At 68.5% G+C, this 15,985-nt stretch carries 18 protein-coding genes; 12 read left to right on the forward strand and 6 right to left on the reverse strand.

What is annotated here, in order from left to right; all coding sequences use genetic code 11:
• Positions 1–33 precede the first annotated feature (33 nt).
• Complete coding sequence (rpmB, locus tag ACWJIO_RS02835) at positions 34–270, forward strand: 50S ribosomal protein L28 (protein ID WP_480311256.1); 237 nt, start codon at positions 34–36, stop codon at positions 268–270.
• Positions 271–304: 34 nt separating this feature from the next.
• Positions 305–874 (forward strand): peroxiredoxin, encoded by a 570-nt coding sequence (locus tag ACWJIO_RS02840; protein ID WP_480311258.1) that lies wholly within the window; start codon positions 305–307, stop codon positions 872–874.
• Between the two features lie 28 nt (positions 875–902).
• Here the strand turns inward: ACWJIO_RS02840 and csaB are convergent, their stop codons facing one another.
• Complete coding sequence (gene csaB, locus ACWJIO_RS02845) at positions 903–1,943, reverse strand: polysaccharide pyruvyl transferase CsaB (protein WP_480311259.1); 1,041 nt, start codon at positions 1,941–1,943, stop codon at positions 903–905.
• A 26-nt stretch (positions 1,944–1,969) separates the two neighbouring features.
• Positions 1,970–2,551, reverse strand: a complete 582-nt coding sequence (locus ACWJIO_RS02850; protein WP_480311517.1) for a rhomboid family intramembrane serine protease — start codon at positions 2,549–2,551, stop codon at positions 1,970–1,972.
• A 47-nt stretch (positions 2,552–2,598) separates the two neighbouring features.
• Between ACWJIO_RS02850 and ACWJIO_RS02855 the strand changes: the two genes are divergently transcribed.
• The 3 genes from ACWJIO_RS02855 (at position 2,599) to psaK (ending at position 3,593) form a co-directional block, all read left to right on the forward strand.
• Positions 2,599–2,916, forward strand: coding sequence for a DUF2499 domain-containing protein (locus tag ACWJIO_RS02855; RefSeq protein ID WP_480311260.1), 318 nt, complete (start codon positions 2,599–2,601; stop codon positions 2,914–2,916).
• Positions 2,913–3,269 carry a DUF3593 domain-containing protein gene (locus ACWJIO_RS02860; protein WP_480311261.1) on the forward strand — a complete coding sequence of 119 codons (357 nt, stop codon included), beginning with the start codon at positions 2,913–2,915 and terminating at the stop codon, positions 3,267–3,269. Before ACWJIO_RS02855 ends, ACWJIO_RS02860 begins: the two co-directional genes overlap by 4 nt.
• A 66-nt stretch (positions 3,270–3,335) precedes the next feature.
• Positions 3,336–3,593 (forward strand): photosystem I reaction center subunit PsaK, encoded by a 258-nt coding sequence (psaK, locus tag ACWJIO_RS02865; protein WP_480311262.1) that lies wholly within the window; start codon positions 3,336–3,338, stop codon positions 3,591–3,593.
• 5 nt (positions 3,594–3,598) lie between these two features.
• Here the strand turns inward: psaK and ACWJIO_RS02870 are convergent, their stop codons facing one another.
• Positions 3,599–4,801, reverse strand: coding sequence for an NAD(P)/FAD-dependent oxidoreductase (locus ACWJIO_RS02870; RefSeq protein WP_480311264.1), 1,203 nt, complete (start codon positions 4,799–4,801; stop codon positions 3,599–3,601).
• Between the two features lie 14 nt (positions 4,802–4,815).
• Complete coding sequence (gene dxs, locus ACWJIO_RS02875) at positions 4,816–6,738, reverse strand: 1-deoxy-D-xylulose-5-phosphate synthase (protein ID WP_480311265.1); 1,923 nt, start codon at positions 6,736–6,738, stop codon at positions 4,816–4,818.
• A 71-nt stretch (positions 6,739–6,809) separates the two neighbouring features.
• Here dxs and ilvA point away from each other — a divergent pair, with 71 nt between their 5' ends.
• Genes ilvA through ACWJIO_RS02890 form a run of 3 tightly spaced genes read left to right on the forward strand, consistent with a single transcriptional unit; the run spans position 6,810 to position 9,389 of the window.
• Positions 6,810–8,408, forward strand: a complete 1,599-nt coding sequence (gene ilvA / locus ACWJIO_RS02880) for a threonine ammonia-lyase, biosynthetic (RefSeq protein ID WP_480311266.1) — start codon at positions 6,810–6,812, stop codon at positions 8,406–8,408.
• A gap of 57 nt (positions 8,409–8,465) precedes the next feature.
• Positions 8,466–9,077, forward strand: a complete 612-nt coding sequence (gene scpB / locus ACWJIO_RS02885; RefSeq protein WP_480311267.1) for an SMC-Scp complex subunit ScpB — start codon at positions 8,466–8,468, stop codon at positions 9,075–9,077.
• Between the two features lie 24 nt (positions 9,078–9,101).
• Positions 9,102–9,389 carry a YggT family protein gene (locus ACWJIO_RS02890; RefSeq protein WP_480311268.1) on the forward strand — a complete coding sequence of 96 codons (288 nt, stop codon included), beginning with the start codon at positions 9,102–9,104 and terminating at the stop codon, positions 9,387–9,389.
• Here ACWJIO_RS02890 and ACWJIO_RS02895 read toward each other — a convergent pair.
• Both ACWJIO_RS02895 and ACWJIO_RS02900 read right to left on the reverse strand, forming a co-directional pair.
• Entirely contained in the window at positions 9,383–9,823 is a 441-nt protein-coding gene (locus ACWJIO_RS02895) for a hypothetical protein (protein ID WP_480311269.1), read from the reverse strand. The genes ACWJIO_RS02890 and ACWJIO_RS02895 overlap by 7 nt on opposite strands.
• 134 nt (positions 9,824–9,957) lie before the next feature.
• Positions 9,958–10,287 carry a nucleoside triphosphate pyrophosphohydrolase family protein gene (locus tag ACWJIO_RS02900; protein WP_480311271.1) on the reverse strand — a complete coding sequence of 110 codons (330 nt, stop codon included), beginning with the start codon at positions 10,285–10,287 and terminating at the stop codon, positions 9,958–9,960.
• Between the two features lie 57 nt (positions 10,288–10,344).
• On the opposite strand from ACWJIO_RS02900, the gene pyk reads away from it, so the two are divergent.
• The 4 genes from pyk to ftsH all read left to right on the forward strand — a co-directional run bounded on the left by pyk (position 10,345) and on the right by ftsH (position 15,940).
• A complete protein-coding gene (gene pyk, locus ACWJIO_RS02905) occupies positions 10,345–12,129 on the forward strand; it encodes a pyruvate kinase (protein ID WP_480311273.1) in 1,785 nt (594 codons plus the stop codon).
• Positions 12,130–12,151: 22 nt separating this feature from the next.
• Complete coding sequence (locus ACWJIO_RS02910; protein WP_480311275.1) at positions 12,152–13,381, forward strand: ABC transporter permease; 1,230 nt, start codon at positions 12,152–12,154, stop codon at positions 13,379–13,381.
• Between the two features lie 118 nt (positions 13,382–13,499).
• Entirely contained in the window at positions 13,500–13,940 is a 441-nt protein-coding gene (locus ACWJIO_RS02915; protein ID WP_480311277.1) for a DUF1830 domain-containing protein, read from the forward strand.
• Positions 13,941–14,005: 65 nt separating this feature from the next.
• Positions 14,006–15,940 carry an ATP-dependent zinc metalloprotease FtsH gene (ftsH, locus tag ACWJIO_RS02920; protein WP_480311278.1) on the forward strand — a complete coding sequence of 645 codons (1,935 nt, stop codon included), beginning with the start codon at positions 14,006–14,008 and terminating at the stop codon, positions 15,938–15,940.
• Positions 15,941–15,985 lie beyond the last annotated feature (45 nt).

Genomic DNA, 15,985 nt, shown 5'->3' on the forward strand with positions numbered 1-15,985 from the left:
ATGCCCAGAAGTTGTTCTGAACGGTTGTAGGTCATGTCCCGGGTCTGCCAGCTCACCGGCAAGCGCGCCAACAACGGCATGGCCGTCTCGCACTCCCACGTGCGCACCAAGAAGCTCCAACAGGTGAATCTCCAGGAGCGCCGCCTCTGGTGGGCCGAGGGCAAGCGCTTCGTGAAGCTGCGGGTGTCCACCAAAGCCCTCAAGACCATTCAGAAGAAAGGCCTTGGGGCCTATGCCAAGGAACTGGGCGTGAACCTGGCCAAGGTCTGACCCACCAGCCTGGGATTTCGGAGCATTCATGCTGATGCGGCGCCGTGAACTCCTGCGGGCTGGCACGTCGGCCCTGGTGGTCGGCTTCGGGCTGTTATCTGCGGGGAGGCGGGCCGAGGCCCTGGGCGGAACCCTGCCCGAGCTGGACAGGCCGGCCCCCGATTTTCAGCTGCCTGGGGTGATTCCAGGCGTGGATGGCACCCCCCAGGAAAGTCTGCTGGCCCTGGCCGATTTCGCTGGCCAGTGGCTGGTGCTCTACTTCTATCCGCGCGACTTCACCGGCGGCTGCACCCTCGAAGCCCGCGGCTTCCAGAGGGATCTGGGCCGCTTCAAGGCGGCCGGGGCCGCCGTGGTTGGGGTGAGCGCCGACGACGCCTCCTCCCACAGCGACTTCTGCAGCAGTGAGGGGCTGGTGTTCCCGCTTCTCTCCGATCCCGCCGGCCAGGTGAGCGGGCGCTATGGCAGCTGGCTGGCTCCCTTTTCCCAGCGCCACACCTTCCTGATCGACCCCGAGGGCATCCTGCGGGCCCGCTGGGTGGCCGTGCGCCCCAGTGGCCACAGCGGCGAGGTGCTCGACACCCTCCTGAATCTGCAGCAGGTCTGAGCTGCTGAGGGCAACCCCTGCAGGCAGTTCAGGCCAGGCTGGCCAACAGATCGCGGTGCACGGCCGTGCTGGCTCGCAGCCTGTTCAGCCGCTCCGCTGCCGGGGGAGCATCCAGGCTGGCCTGCCAGACAGCCGCCAGATCGGCGGGGGGGCCCTGATCAAGGGGGGTGCAGCCACAGCCCAGATCCGCGGCGGCGGCGCTCACCTTGGGGTCGTAGCTGAGGGCCGCCACGGGCGCTCCGGCCGCCGCCGCCAGGATCAACCCATGCAGGCGCATCGCCAGCACCAGCCCGGCGCCGGCACACACGGCCATGGCCTCGCGGGGGTGCTCGCAGCACAGCTCCCGGCTGCGGGCCGCCAGCCCAGGCCCCATCAGACCCTGACTGAGCAGGGAGGCCAGCAGGCCGCGGTCCTCCACGGCATGGAAGGGCAGCCAGATCACCTCCCGCCCGGGAGCCAGGAGCTCCAGGGCCGTCAGCCAGGGGCGCCAGGCCTCTCCCTGCAGCTGGGCCGTGGGCCGGAAGCAGAGCACGAGCGGGCCACCGGAGCCATGCCACGGCTCGGGAGCCACGCTCCACACCGGGTCAGGGGCCACCAGGGGCTGGCCGCGGGCCCCGAGGCGCCGGGCCAGGGCGGCCGAGGCTGAATCGCGCCAGCTCACCCGCGTGATCGCCGGCAGCAGCCCCCGCACCAGCCAGCGGCTGCGGCGCCGCCGCAGGGGCCCGAGTCCCTGGCCCCAGAGCAGCACCGGTTTACCCAGGCTGCGGGCCAGCAGCACCAGGCAGGCGTAATACACCAGGCTCAGGAAACTGGTGGAGTCCTGCAGGAGGCTGCCGCCGCCGAACACCAGGGCATCGCAGCCGCCGAGGGCCGCCATCACGGCTCCGAAGTTGGTGCGGTCCACACAGGCCACGCCGAAGCGCTGCTGCACCAGGGTCTGATCCCGCGCCGTCACAACGGGGCGACAGCCAGGCGGCAGGCTGGCCAGCAGCACCTCCAGCAGGGCATCGTCGCCGAGGTTGTGCTCGCCGTAATAGCCCACCAGCAGGGGGCGTTCACGCAGGGGCACGGGGGGCTGGGCGGCAGGCGCCATCCCTACCACCGCAAGCGGCCGGCGTCTCCCGGGGAACCAGGGAGCCGCTCCGTCAGCGGTGCTCCCACCCGGGCCGCCAACACCCCGGCAGCAAAGCCCGAGGCATGGCCGATCCAACTGACCCCGGGCGGACTGAACAGGGGCAACAGCGACGGCAGCAGTCCCCCATAGGCGACCACACAACCCACGGAGAGCACGATCGGCCAGGGCCGCCGCTCCACCAGCCCCACCGCCAGCAGGTAGCCCAGCAGGCCGTACACCACGCCGGAGAGGCCATGGCTGGCGTTGTGCCACAGCAGCCACACCGGCAGGGAACAGAGCAGCACCGAGGCCCAGACCCGCAGGTAGGGCCGCAGGCCACGGGAGAGCACCAGCCAGGAGAGCGGCAGGAACCAGAGCGAATTGCTGAACAGATGGGCGAAGCCGCCATGGCTGAAAGGCGCCGTGAACACTCCCCACACCGGCCCACCGGGCACCAGCGGCAGGTTCCAGCGACCGCCGAACAGCAGCTGATCCAGCAGCTCCTGCAGCCAGGGCACCGCCAGGATCAGCACGGGAAGCATCAGGCGGGCGCGCAGGCCCATGGGCTCGGTCGCCACGGAGGAGTTGATCTCAGTGGCAGAGTCTGCCCATGCACGCGCTCTCCCTGCCGACCTGGTGGATCCACATCGCCTCGGTGCTGGAGTGGATCGCCGCCATCGCTGCCGTGCACAGCTACGGACAGCGGCGGCGGGAAGGAGGCTGGCGCTGGTTGGCCCTGGCCATGCTGCCGGCTCTGGTGAGCGCCATGGCCGCCTGCACCTGGCACCTGTTTGACAACAGCCCCGCCCTGGAGGGCCTGGTGGTGCTGCAGGCAGGCTGCACCCTGCTGGGCAACGGCGCCCTGGCCATCGCCGCCCTGCACCTGCTGCGCCAGCAGCGCGCTTCCCAACCCCCAAGCGCCGGATGACAGCCCTACCCCAGCTGATGCAGACCCTGCTGGAGCGGCTGGCCTCGGTGGATCCAGGGCCCCTGTTCGTGCTCTCCCTGCTGCCCTATCTGTTGTTTCTGTGGTGGGCGCGGCAGGTGCAGGCCTTCCCCAGGCTCGCCCTGCGCGGTTTTCAGCTCACCCTGCTGTTCGTGGCGGTGACGATCGTGGCCGCCGTGGCGGCCGAGCAGCTATGGGGCCGCCAGCTGGCCGATGTGGATCCGCTGCACGGCGGCGCCGAGGCCTTTCTCACCCTGGCCAACCTGGTGGTGGTGCTGGGCTTCGTCCGCCAGAGCCCGCCACCGCAGCCACCGGAGCCCGGAGCCGGCGGATGAACAAGTCTTAAGGCACGCGGCCCAGGGCTGCGCAGCCCCAGAAGATGGGGCGTCGGCTCCTGATCCATGTTCGCTCCTCTTCTGGCTGTGGCCCCCGCCACCCTCACCTGGTCGCCGAAGGTGGCGTTGGTGATGATCGTCTGCAACGTGATCGCCATCGCGATCGGCAAGGCCACCATCCAGCAGCCCAACGTGGGTCTGCAACTGCCCAACAGCTCCCTGTTCGGCGGCATGAGCCACGGGGCCATGCTCGGCACCCTGAGCCTGGGCCACATCCTCGGCATCGGCACCATCCTGGGCCTCGCCTCCCGCGGCGTGGTCTGAACGCCTCAGCGCCAACCCAGCAGGTAGGGCAGGGCCCGCAGGCCGTAGCGCTCGAAGCGGTACTCAAACAGCAGCGCGGAGAGATCCTCGGCCCTGCGGGTTTCCAGGCCCCTGAGCAGGCGGTCGAGATGGCGGTCGCCCGCCCCCTGATCCAGGCCCAGCCAGATGCGCCGGGCCAGGCGCCCACTCAGGCTCCAGCGCCATCCCAGGGCTGAAGCCAGTCGCCGCCTGTACTGATCCACCAGCTCCCCGGGGCTGAGCTCATCCCGCAGCAGCAGCGGCGCGAGCACATCGGCGCTGGCCATGGCGTGGCGGATGCCTTCACCGCCCAGCAGATTCGCGGTGCTCACGGCATCCCCCAACCCCAGCAACCGGCCGTGGCCATGGGCCTCTCGGCGTTCCACCGTGCTGCGGATCAGGCCACCGTGGCGATCCAGCACCCGCGCCCGATCCAGCCCCAGCCGCTTCAGCATGCGCACCAGCTCCGGACCAAGGGGCAGGGGATCGCGGCGGCCATCCAGCAGCCGGCACACCCCCACCTTGAGCTGCCCGGGCGCCATCGGGAACACCCAGCCATAGCCCTGTCGCACCCAGTCACTCCCCAGGCAGAACGTGAGCCGATCGGCCCAGCGCTGGCCCAGCTCCGGTTCCACCTCCAGCAGCCACTCCACCCCGAGGCCCCGCACCAGCGGCCCCCGGCCCGGAGCGGGCTCACCGAGCAGGGCCCGGGCCTGGCCGGTGGCGTCCACCACCCAGCGGCTCTCGACGCTGCGAGGAGTGGCCGTGCCCGGGGGGCACAGCCAGGTGCGCATGGCGTGGCCGCCCACGGTTCCGCAGGCCACGGCGCGCCAGCCGAGCCGCAGTTCCACGCCCAGCTGCCGGGACTGATCCCCCTGCCAACTGCGCAGGGCACCGAAATCGAGCACCGCGCCCAGCGGGCGCCCGCCCCACCACTGGCGCTGGCCGGCGGCGGGCCCCAGCAGCTGCCAACCCCTCCAGCGAGAGGCGATCACCTGCTCCGGCAAGCCCAGGGCAACCGCCGCCGCCAGCGGTAAGGCCGCGCTGCTGAAGGCCGCCTGGGCCAGATCGGGCAGCCGATCCACCAGCATCACCCGGGCACCGGACCGGGCCAGCTGCAAAGCCAACCTGCCGCCGGCAGGGCCGGCGCCCACCACGAGCACATCAATGCTGCCGCCTGTGCTCCCCATGGGAGCCAAAGGGCTCAGACCGCCAGGGGCTTCACCGGCATCGCCAGCCGCAGACCAGCGCCGAAGCGCTCCCGGATTCGTTCGGCCATCTGGGGCGGCGTGAGCCCCAGGGCGCTCTTGCTCTGGGCCGGCGAGGCGTGATCCACCAGCTGGTCGGGAATGCCGATGCGCAGCACCGGCACGAGCACGCCGTGGTCGTTGAGGCACTCGGTGATCGCAGCGCCGAAGCCCCCCGGCAGACAGCCCTCCTCCATGGTCACCACCCGGCCGATGCGCCGGGCCATCGGCAGGATCAGGGCCTCATCCAGGGGGCGGATGAAGCGGGCATTGATCACGGCGGCCCGGATGCCCTGCTCCTGCAGCAGGCCGGCAGTGGCCATGGCCGGATACACCATGGCGCCATAGGCCACGATCAGCAGATCGTCGCCATCGGCGAGCAGTTCAGCGCGGCCGATCTCCAGGGGCTCGAAGCCCTCCTCGGCCAGGGGGGCCCCTTCGCCCTCGCCCCGGGGGATGCGCAGGGCACAAGGGCCGCTGTGCTGGATGGCGGTGATCAGCATCCGCTGCAGCTCGGCCTCATCCTTCGGGGCCATCACCGTGAAGTTGGGCACCGCCCGCAGGTAGCTGATGTCGTACTGGCCCTGGTGGGTGGGGCCGTCGGCGCCGACGATGCCGGCGCGGTCGAGCACGAAGGTGACCGGCAGCTTCTGGATGCCCACATCGTGGATCAGCTGGTCGAAGGCCCGCTGCAGGAAGGTGCTGTAAATGGCGCACACGGGGCTCAGACCCTCGCAGGCCATGCCGGCCGCCATGGTCACGGCGTGCTGCTCGGCAATGCCCACATCGAAGTACTGGTTGGGCAAGGCCTTCTCGAGCAGATCGAGGCCGGTGCCGGTGGCCATGGCGGCGGTGATCCCCACCACGAGCGGATCCTGCTCGCAGATCTTCACCAGCGTCTGGCCGAACACCTTGCTGTAGCTGGGCGGCTTTGGCTTGCTGGAGGGATAGGCCTTGCCGGTGGCCAGGTCGAAGGCGCCCTGGGCGTGGTAACCCACCTGATCGGCTTCGGCGTAGGGGTAGCCCTTGCCCTTGGTGGTGGCCACATGCACCAGCACGGGGCCGTCGTGGGCATGGGCCTGCTGGAACACCTTCACCATGCCGGAGATGTCGTGGCCATCGATCGGGCCCATGTAGGTGAAGCCCAGCTCCTCGAACACAGCGCCCAGCTTGGGCACCGCCAGCCGCTTCATGCTCTCCTTGAGGTTCTTGAGCTCAGGCGGCAGCTCGCCGTGCATGAAGGGCAGGTGCTTGATCGCCTCCTCGGCGTTGTCCTGCAGAAACTGCAGCGGCTGGCTATGCCGCATGCGGTTGAGGTGGGTGGAGAGGGCCCCCACCGGCGGGCTGATCGACATGTCGTTGTCGTTGAGCACCACCAACAGCCGGGTGTGGGGCAGGTGGCCGGCGTGGTTGATCGCCTCCAGGGCCATGCCGCCGGTGAGGGCGCCGTCGCCAATCACCGCCACACATTTGAAGTCTTCGCCGCGGCGGTCACGGGCCAGGGCCATGCCCAGGGCGGCGGAGATCGAGGTGCTGGCGTGGCCGGCGCCGAAGTGATCGAAGCTGCTCTCGCTGCGCTTGAGATAGCCCGCCACACCTCCCTGCTGGCGCAGGCTGTGGAAGTCCTTGTAGCGCCCGGTGATCAGCTTGTGGGGATAGGCCTGGTGGCCCACATCCCACACCACCTTGTCGTGGTCGAGGTCGAGGGTCTGGTAGAGGGCAAGGGTGAGTTCCACCACCCCCAGACCCGGACCGAGGTGGCCACCACTGGTGCTCACCACTTCAAGGTGGCGCTCCCGGATCTGGCGGCCGATGGCTTCGAGCTCGGCGGTACTGAGGCCGTGCAGCTGGTTTGGGTGGCTCAGCTCGCTGAGATGCATCACAACCCTGGCGTTGTCGTCAATCTAGGGGGTTCCCCTGGGGGAGCCGTGCAGATTGCGACACTGGGGACATGAGCCAGCAGCCCCCAAACCCCAGCGCCGACGTCGCTCCGGCGGGGGTGGCCCCAGACCCAGACAGTTATCTGCAGCGCATCCTGCGGGCCCGCGTCTACGACGTGGCGATCGAATCGCCACTCGATCCGGCCCCCAACCTCTCCACCCGGCTGGGTAACCGGGTGCTGCTGAAGCGGGAGGATCTGCAACCCGTGTTCAGCTTCAAGCTGCGAGGCGCCTACAACAAGATGGTGGGGTTGAGCCCGGCGGAGCTGGAGCGGGGCGTGATCGCCGCCAGCGCTGGCAACCACGCCCAGGGAGTGGCCCTCGGCGCCCAGCGCCTGGGCTGCCGGGCCGTGATCGTGATGCCCGTGACCACGCCGGAGATGAAGGTGCGGGCCGTGACCGCCAGGGGCGCCGAGGTGCTGCTGCACGGCGACACCTACGACGACGCCTGCGCCCATGCCCTGGAGCTGGCCGCCGGGGCTGGGCTCAGCTTCATCCACCCCTTCGACGATCCCGATGTGATCGCCGGCCAGGGCACGATCGGCCTCGAAATCCTGCGCCAGTGCTCCCATCCGCCCGATGTGATCTACGTGGCGGTGGGGGGCGGCGGGCTGATCGCCGGCATCGCCGCCTACGTCAAGACCCTCTGGCCCGGGGTGCAGATCGTGGGGGTGGAGCCGCGCGATGCGGATGCCATGGCGCGCTCCCTGGCCTGTGGCGAGCGGGTGCGGCTGGAGCAGGTGGGCCTGTTCGCTGATGGCGTGGCCGTGCGCCAGGTGGGCCGCCACACCTTCGCCCTGGCCCAGCGCCATGTGGATCGGATGGTCACCGTGGGCAGCGACGAGATCTGCGCCGCCATCAAGGACGTGTTCGAGGACACCCGCTCGATCCTCGAGCCCGCCGGCGCCCTGGCCGTGGCCGGCATGAAGGTGGACGTGGAGCACCAGGGGCTGCAGGACCGCACCCTGGTGGCGGTGGCCTGCGGGGCCAACATGAACTTCGATCGGCTGCGTTTCGTGGCCGAGCGGGCCGAGCTGGGGGAGGAGCGCGAAGCGATGCTGGCCGTGGAGATCCCCGAGCAGCCCGGCAGCCTGCGGCGCTTCTGCCAGATGCTGGGGGATCGCAGCCTCACCGAGTTCAGCTACCGCCTGGCGGACCCTCGCCGGGCCCACATCTTCGTGGGGGTGCAGATCCAGGGCCATGCCGACACCCGGGCCCTGCTGGCCAGCCTGGAGGCGTCCGGCTTCCCCTGCCTCGACCTCAGCTGCAACGAGCTGGCCAAGCTGCACCTGCGCCACATGGTGGGGGGCCGGCTGCCGGCCAGTGCGGGCAAGGCCCTCGACCAGGGCGAGGAACTGCTGTATCGCTTCGAGTTTCCCGAGAAGCCCGGCGCCCTGATGGCCTTCGTGAACGCCCTGCAGGCCAGCTGGAACATCAGCATCTTTCACTACCGCAACCACGGCGCCGACGTGGGCCGCATCGTGGTGGGGGTGCAGGTGCCGCCCGGGGAGCGGGGCTCCTGGCAGGATTTTCTCGACGGGCTGGGCTACAGCTACTGGGATGAGAGCACCAACCCGGCCTACCGGCTCTTCCTCGGCTCCAACGGCTGAGGGGAGACATCCCTGCGGCTCTCCCTTAGTTTGCTCGCACCACCAGGGCCCAGCGCCATGGGTGTCGACCCCGAAGCCAGCACGCCTGAAGCCGAGAACGCCCAGGCCAGCCTCCCTGAGGTCAGCCTCCCTGAGGTCAGCCTCCCTGAGGTCAGTCCGGCTGGGCCGAAGCCCCTGAACCTGTCGCTGCCGGCCCACCTGGAGGCGATCCTCTATCTCAAGGGCCGCCCCCTGAGCCTCTCCGAGCTGGCCGCCATCGCCGGGGTGGACAACGACAGCGCCGAGCTGGGCCTGATCACCCTGATGGCCGACTACGCCCACCGGGACACGGCCCTGGAGATCAACCAGGACGGCCACACCTATGGCCTGCAACTGCGCGAGAGCCTGGCGGAGCTGGTGCAGAACCTGGTGCCGGTGGACCTGTCCACCGCCGCCCTGCGCACCCTGGCCACGATCGCCCTCAAGAAGCGCATCCTGCAGTCGGAGCTGGTGGAGCTGCGCGGCTCCGGCGCCTACGACCACATCAAGGCCCTGCTCGCCGAGGACTTCATCGAGCGACGGCGCCAGAGCGATGGCCGCTCCTACTGGCTCAGCCTCAGCGAGAAATTCCACCGCACCTTTGCGGTGAAAGCGGAAGAACTGCAGCCCAGGCCGCGGCGCTCTGCATAGAGTCGGGGTTCATCCCATAGGCCCATGCAAGTTGCCGCCCAGGTGCTGAGCGTTCTGAGCAACACGCTGCAGATCTATTCCCTGCTCCTGCTGGTGCGGGTGTTGCTCAGCTGGTTCCCCAACCTCGACTGGAGCAATCCGGTGCTCTCCAGCGTGAGCTCGATCACCGATCCCTACCTGAATGTGTTTCGCGGCCTGATCCCCCCGATCGGTGGCCTTGATCTCTCGGCGATCCTTGCCTTCCTGGCCCTCAGCCTGGGCCAGCAACTGCTGGGCAGCGCCAGCCTCAGCATGATGGCTTCCGCCTACTGAGCCAGCTCCTGCTCCAGGGGCAGCAGTTCGTCATCGGCTCCGGCGCGGACCCGCACCGGGGAGCTGAAGCCCCGGGCCTTGACGTTGCGGAAGCGAATCGGCTCAGGGGTTCCCGCCGGCACCGAAAGGCGCAGCGCGAAACTCGATGTGCCTGGGGGCACATCGCCGATCGAACCCACCCGCGAGCGGTTCTGCAGCACCGGTTCACCGCTGGCATCCACGATCAGGGCGAACACATCGGTGTCGACCACGGGCTTGCGGCTGCTGTTCAGCACCGTGCCCCGCATGGCGTAGCAGCTGGGGGCTGCGGCCCGCCTCAGATCGGGCTGGGCGGCCACATCATCCGCCGGGCAGGGATCCAGGGTCACGTCGCTGACCTTGAGATCGGCGGCCCAGGCCGGCGGCGCCAGCACCAGCAGCAGGACGAGCAGCATTCCAAGCAGCCAAGATCCCTGGCCAAGCGGCCCGTTGGGGAGCCCAGAGCCCGTCCGGTGGGACAACGGAGAAGGGGCAGAGCGGAACTGGATCACAGGGGGAACCTGGCTGGGAAGCGGAGCTGGGTCGCGCCTCAGCGCAGGTCACCATCGCCTGAGATCACGTTACGGGCGGCACGGCTCGCCAGTTTCTCCAGATTGGCGCTGGCCACCGCTTCGAGGTCGAGCTCCAGCTCGGTGGCCAGCTGGGCCAGATACCACAGCACATCGCCCAGTTCGAGCTGCAGGGCCTGACGCACCTCCTGACTGAACACGCCACCGCGGTCGCGCAACACCTTCTTCACCTTGTCGGCCACCTCGCCCGACTCTCCACACAGGCCGAGGGTGGGATAGATGGGATTTTCCCCGGCGCCGGGGTAGACGGCGGTCTGGCGCGAGCGCTCCTGGTAGGTCCGAAAGTCCATCCAAGCCAGCACCGAAACTGGGCCGATGGTAGTTTCGATCTATAGATCGCCACCGCGATGCCCCAACCCGATCTCATGCGTCGCACCAAGATCGTCGCCACGATCGGGCCCGCCACCGAGTCCCACGAGCAGCTCAAGGCTCTGATCCACGCCGGGGCCACCACGTTCCGGCTCAACTTCTCCCACGGCGATCACAGCGACCACGCCGCCCGCATTGAGGCGATCCGCCAGGTGTCCGTGGAACTCGGCGAGCATGTGGGGATCCTGCAGGACCTGCAGGGACCGAAGATCCGCCTGGGCCGCTTCGTGGATGGCCCCATCACCCTGGCGCGGGGATGCCGCTTCAGCCTCACCTCCAGGGATGTGGCCTGCGACCAGGAGATCGCCACCGTCACCTACGACAGATTGGCCGATGAGGTGACTCCCGGCAGCCGCATCCTGCTCGACGACGGCCGGGTGGAAATGCTGGTGGAGGAGGTGGACATCCCCCAGCAGACCCTGCACTGCAGCGTCACTGTGGGGGGGGTGCTCAGTAACAACAAGGGCGTGAACTTCCCGGATGTACAGCTCTCGATCCGGGCCCTCACCGACAAGGATCGCGAGGATCTGGCCTTCGGTCTTGAGCACGGCGTTGACTGGGTGGCGCTCAGCTTCGTGCGCAATCCCTCCGACCTGCTGGAGATCAAAGAACTGATCGCCAGCCATGGCCACGACACACCGGTGGTGGCCAAGATCGAGAAATTCGAGGCCATCGATCAGATCGATGACATCCTCATGCTCTGCGACGGCGTGATGGTGGCCCGCGGCGATCTGGGCGTGGAGATGCCGGCTGAAGAAGTGCCGCTGCTGCAGAAGGAATTGATCCGCAAGGCCAACAGCCTGGGCATACCGGTGATCACGGCCACCCAGATGCTCGACTCGATGGTGAGCTGTCCGCGGCCCACCCGAGCCGAAGTGAGTGATGTGGCCAACGCCATCCTGGATGGCACCGATGCCGTGATGCTCTCCAACGAAAGCGCCGTGGGCGACTTTCCCGTGGAGGCCGTGGCCACGATGGCCACCATCGCCCGTCGCATCGAGCGCGACTACCCCATGCGGCAGATCGACAGCCGCATGGCCACCACCATTCCCAATGCGATCTGCCAGGCGGTGAGCAACATCGCCCGCAATCTCAATGCCGCCGCGATCCTGCCCCTCACCTCCAGCGGCGCCACTGCCCGCAATGTGAGCAAGTTCCGGCCCAGCACCCCGATCCTGGCGATCACCAGCGAAGCCCAGGTGGCCCGCCAGCTGCAACTGATCTGGGGCGTGAATCCGCTGCTGGTGGCGGAGCAGACCTCCAGCACCAGCACCTTCAGCCTGGCCATGGGCCTGGCCCGCGACCGCGGCTACCTCCAGGACGGCGACCTGGTGGTGCAGACGGCTGGCACCCTCTCCGGGGTGAGCGGCTCCACCGACTTCATCAAGGTGGGCATCGTCACGGCGGTGCTCTCCCAGGGGGTGGGCATCGGCACCGGCTCGATCAGCGGCCGCGTGCGCTTGGTGGGTTGCCCTGAGGAGGCCGTCGCCATCCAGATGGGCGAGATCCTGGTGGTGCGCGAAACCAGCGCCGCCTACGAGGAGGTCTTTCACCGGGCCAAGGCTGTGATCACCGAAAGCGGGGGCCGCGAGAGTCATGCCGCGGTGACGGCAGAGCTCACCGGCATCCCCGCCATCGTGGGGGTCACGGGAGCCCTCGAGACCCTGCTCGACGGCGAGATCGTGACCCTCGATCTGCTCCACGGCCTGGTGCACCGCGGCGCCAGGAGCCACAACGCCGACCCCGTGGGCGCCATCGTCTGACAGACACGTCCTGCCCAACGCCATGGCCTCCAAGCTGCCCCTGGGCGAAACCGTGGGCATGGCCCTCTCCACCCTGAGGGCCAACCGCCTGCGCAGCCTGCTCACCATGCTGGGCATCGTGATCGGCAATGCCTCGGTGATCACCCTGGTGGGGGTGGGTCGGGGCGCCCAGAACCTGGCCGAGGGCCAGCTCAGCAACCTGGGGGCGAACGTGCTGTTCGTGGTGCCGGGCAACAACGACACCCGGCGCCAGGGGATCGACTTCCCCAAGACGCTGGTGCTGGAGGATGCCGAGGCGATCGCCGAGCAGGTGCCCACCGTGAAGCGGGTGGCGCCCCAGATCACCCTCAGCGAGGTGGTGCAGGCGGGGGGGCTGAGCAGCACCGCCTCGGTGAATGGCATCACCCCGGAATTCCTGCCGGTGCGTCAGTTCGAGATGGCCCGGGGGCGCTTCATCTCAGCCAACGACATGGAGGCCGCCAGCAGCGTGACCGTGATCGGCCCCGATCTGGCCGACAAGATGTTCCCGGGGGGCACTGCCTTGGGGCGCACCCTGCGGATCCGCTCCCAGCCCTTCGAGGTGATCGGCGTGCTGGAGGCCAAGGGGGCTGTGTTCGGCCAGAACCAGGACGAGAACGCCTACGTGCCGCTCAGCGCCATGGTGAGCAAGCTGTCGGGGCGGGATCCCACCTATGGGGTGAGCCTCAATTTCATCAGCGTGGAGGCCCGCGACGGTGACAGCACCGGTGCCGCCGCCTTCCAGATCACCAACCTGCTGCGCCAGCGCCACAACATCCTGCGGGAGGACGACTTCGCCGTGCGCTCCCAGCAGGATGCCCTCACGATCGTGTCCACGATCACCGGCGGACTGACGCTGATGCTGGCCGCCATCGGCGCCGTGTCCCTGCTGGTGGGGGGGATCGGCATCATGAACATCATGCTGGTGTCGGTGAGCGAGCGCACCGAGGAAATCGGCCTGCGCAAGGCCCTGGGAGCGCGCAGCGGCGACGTGCTGCTGCAGTTCCTGGTGGAGTCGCTGGTGCTGGCCAGCCTGGGAGGGGCCATCGGCACCGCCGTGGGCATCGGCACCGTGAGCCTGGTGGCCCTGGTGACGCCGCTGCCGGCGGCGATCGGCGCTGGCACCGTGCTGCTCACGGTGGGTCTCTCAGGATCCATCGGCCTCTTCTTCGGCGTGGTTCCAGCTCGCCGGGCCGCTGGTCTTGACCCGATCGTGGCCCTGCGCAGCCTCTAGGCCCGGCACGCCAGCCCATCCATCGGTTCAATTCCAAAGAAAGTATTAAGACAGGAAAACCGTGACAAAGGCCACCAAGTGAACCATTGATTCGATGCGTTTATGGGTGACATCGAATGTGGTGACACCCTTGGGCTGGCTGGATTGCGGCTACCGGAACAGCAGCGATCGCATGGTGATCGCCCGCTGTGTGGGGCCTGAGGAATTTTTCCTCGAGCGCGTCGTGTTCCCCTTTGAGCTACTGAGCTTCTCCTGCCCGGCGGATTCCGAGCTCAAGATCTGGACCCACGGCCTGGGCGGACCCGAGCTGCTGGAAACGGCCTCCGTGGCCGATCTGGTGATCGATACCGGGACCACGACCATCCCCCTGGAGCAGGCTGGCCCAGCCTTGGAAGAGGGTCCTGCCGCACTGCTGGTTCCTCAGGAACCGACCCAGCCGCCCTTCACTGCTTCGGGGCCAGGAACCAGTCCAGCCGCTCGCGGCGAGCGCTCCGCCCCCCAGGCTTTCCTGGGGCTAGGCAGCGCTGATCTGGTCCAGGCCTGGGGCAGCACCGGCTGACTCGAGGCCGCTCCGAGCCGGAAGCAGGGCCGCGCCGTTACACTTGTTAAGAAAGTGTCTCAGCTATGAATCAGCGCTGGCGATTGATTGCTCTCTGGCTTCTGCCCCTGGCGGTGGTGGCCTTCCTTGGCTGGCAGATCCTCAGCAGCGGAGGGATCGGTAATCCCAGCCAGGGCGGACCCACCGCCGCACCCCGCAACGCGGCTGTGGCCCGCATGAGCTACGGCCGCTTCCTCGACTACGTGGAGGCCGGCCGGGTCACCGCGGTGGACATCTTCGATGGCGGCCGCAGCGCCGTGATCGAGGCGGTGGATCCCGAGCTGGACAACCGGGTGCAGCGCCTGCGGGTGGACCTGCCGGGCGTGGCTCCCGAGCTGGTGAACCAGCTGAAGGACCAGGGCATCAGCTTCGACATTCATCCTCCTAAACAGGCGCCTCCGGCCCTGGGGATCCTGGGCAACCTGCTGTTCCCCTTGCTCCTGATCGGCTCGCTGATCTTTCTGGCGCGCCGCTCCAGCGGCATGCCAGGCGGCCCCGGCCAGGCGATGCAGTTCGGCAAGACCAAGGCCCGCTTCGCCATGGAGGCTGAAACCGGCGTCAAATTCGATGACGTGGCCGGCGTGGAGGAGGCCAAGCAGGACCTCGAGGAGGTGGTGACCTTCCTGAAGACCCCGGAGCGGTTCACCTCCGTGGGCGCCAAGATCCCCAGGGGCGTGCTGCTGGTGGGCCCTCCCGGCACCGGCAAGACCCTGCTGGCCAAGGCCATCGCCGGCGAAGCCGGTGTGCCCTTCTTCTCGCTCTCCGGTTCGGAGTTCGTGGAGATGTTCGTGGGCGTGGGTGCCAGCCGCGTGCGCGACCTGTTCAAGCGCGCCAAGGAGAACAGCCCCTGCCTGATCTTCATCGATGAGATCGACGCTGTGGGCCGCCAGCGAGGCGCCGGTGTGGGCGGCGGCAATGACGAGCGGGAGCAGACCCTCAACCAGCTGCTCACCGAAATGGACGGCTTCGAGGGCAACAGCGGCATCATCATCATCGCCGCCACCAACCGGGCCGACGTGCTCGATTCAGCCCTGCTGCGACCGGGTCGCTTCGACCGCCAGGTGCAGGTGGATGTGCCCGACATCAAGGGACGCCTCTCGATCCTCAAGGTGCACTCCCGCAACAAGAAGCTCGGCGACGACGTGAGCCTGGAGATGATTGCCCGCCGCACCCCGGGCTTCTCGGGTGCCGACCTGGCCAACCTGCTCAATGAGGCCGCCATCCTCACGGCTCGCCGCCGCAAGGAGGCCACCGGCCTGGCTGAGATCGACGACGCCGTGGATCGCGTCATTGCCGGCATGGAGGGCAAGCCCCTCACCGATGGCCGCAGCAAGCGCCTGATCGCTTACCACGAGGTGGGCCATGCCCTGGTGGGCACCCTGGTCAAGGCCCATGACCCGGTACAGAAAGTCACCCTGATCCCGCGCGGTCAGGCCCAGGGCCTCACCTGGTTCTCGCCCGATGAGGAGCAGATGCTGGTGAGCAAGGCCCAGCTGCGGGCCCGCATCATGGGGGCCCTGGGGGGCAGGGCTGCCGAGGAGGTGGTGTTCGGCCACGCGGAGGTGACCACCGGTGCCGGCGGCGACATCCAGCAGGTGGCCTCGATTGCCCGCCAGATGGTGACCCGCTTCGGCATGAGCGACCTGGGCCAGTTCTCCCTGGAGGCCGGCAATCAGGAGGTGTTTCTGGGGCGCGACCTCATGACCCGCAGCGACGCCTCCGACCGCATGGCCAGCCGCATTGACGTGGCCGTGCACCAGATCGTCGAGAGCTGCTACAAGGACACCGTGAAGCTGGTGGCTGAGCACCGCACCTGCATGGATCGGGTCGTGGAGCTGCTGATTGAGAAGGAGAGCCTCGATGGCGAGGAATTCCGGGCCCTGGTGTCTGAATTCGCCACGGTGCCTGAGAAGGAGCGGTTCTCGCCCCTGATCGGGGAACCAGCCCTGCCCAGCGCCTGAGCTGACCCTTCCAGGGGCAGCAGAAAGCCCGGCTCACGCCGGGCT

The sequence above is a fragment of the Paraciimarium castrense LEGE 11436 genome (assembly GCF_056633055.1).

Coding starts and splice junctions, on each gene's coding strand:
- ACWJIO_RS02850 (WP_480311517.1), bottom strand. CDS start 2,551: ATGGGCCTGCGCGCCCGCCTGATGCTTCCCGTGCTGATCCTGGCGGTG.
- ACWJIO_RS02890 (WP_480311268.1), top strand. CDS start 9,102: ATGCAAGTTGCCGCCCAGGTGCTGAGCGTTCTGAGCAACACGCTGCAG.
- pyk (WP_480311273.1), top strand. CDS start 10,345: ATGCCCCAACCCGATCTCATGCGTCGCACCAAGATCGTCGCCACGATC.
- ACWJIO_RS02910 (WP_480311275.1), top strand. CDS start 12,152: ATGGCCTCCAAGCTGCCCCTGGGCGAAACCGTGGGCATGGCCCTCTCC.
- ACWJIO_RS02840 (WP_480311258.1), top strand. CDS start 305: ATGCGGCGCCGTGAACTCCTGCGGGCTGGCACGTCGGCCCTGGTGGTC.
- dxs (WP_480311265.1), bottom strand. CDS start 6,738: ATGCATCTCAGCGAGCTGAGCCACCCAAACCAGCTGCACGGCCTCAGT.
- ACWJIO_RS02855 (WP_480311260.1), top strand. CDS start 2,599: ATGCACGCGCTCTCCCTGCCGACCTGGTGGATCCACATCGCCTCGGTG.
- ACWJIO_RS02870 (WP_480311264.1), bottom strand. CDS start 4,801: ATGGGGAGCACAGGCGGCAGCATTGATGTGCTCGTGGTGGGCGCCGGC.
- ftsH (WP_480311278.1), top strand. CDS start 14,006: ATGAATCAGCGCTGGCGATTGATTGCTCTCTGGCTTCTGCCCCTGGCG.
- ACWJIO_RS02895 (WP_480311269.1), bottom strand. CDS start 9,823: ATGCTGCTCGTCCTGCTGCTGGTGCTGGCGCCGCCGGCCTGGGCCGCC.
- scpB (WP_480311267.1), top strand. CDS start 8,466: ATGGGTGTCGACCCCGAAGCCAGCACGCCTGAAGCCGAGAACGCCCAG.
- ACWJIO_RS02900 (WP_480311271.1), bottom strand. CDS start 10,287: ATGGACTTTCGGACCTACCAGGAGCGCTCGCGCCAGACCGCCGTCTAC.
- ACWJIO_RS02860 (WP_480311261.1), top strand. CDS start 2,913: ATGACAGCCCTACCCCAGCTGATGCAGACCCTGCTGGAGCGGCTGGCC.
- psaK (WP_480311262.1), top strand. CDS start 3,336: ATGTTCGCTCCTCTTCTGGCTGTGGCCCCCGCCACCCTCACCTGGTCG.
- rpmB (WP_480311256.1), top strand. CDS start 34: ATGTCCCGGGTCTGCCAGCTCACCGGCAAGCGCGCCAACAACGGCATG.
- ilvA (WP_480311266.1), top strand. CDS start 6,810: ATGAGCCAGCAGCCCCCAAACCCCAGCGCCGACGTCGCTCCGGCGGGG.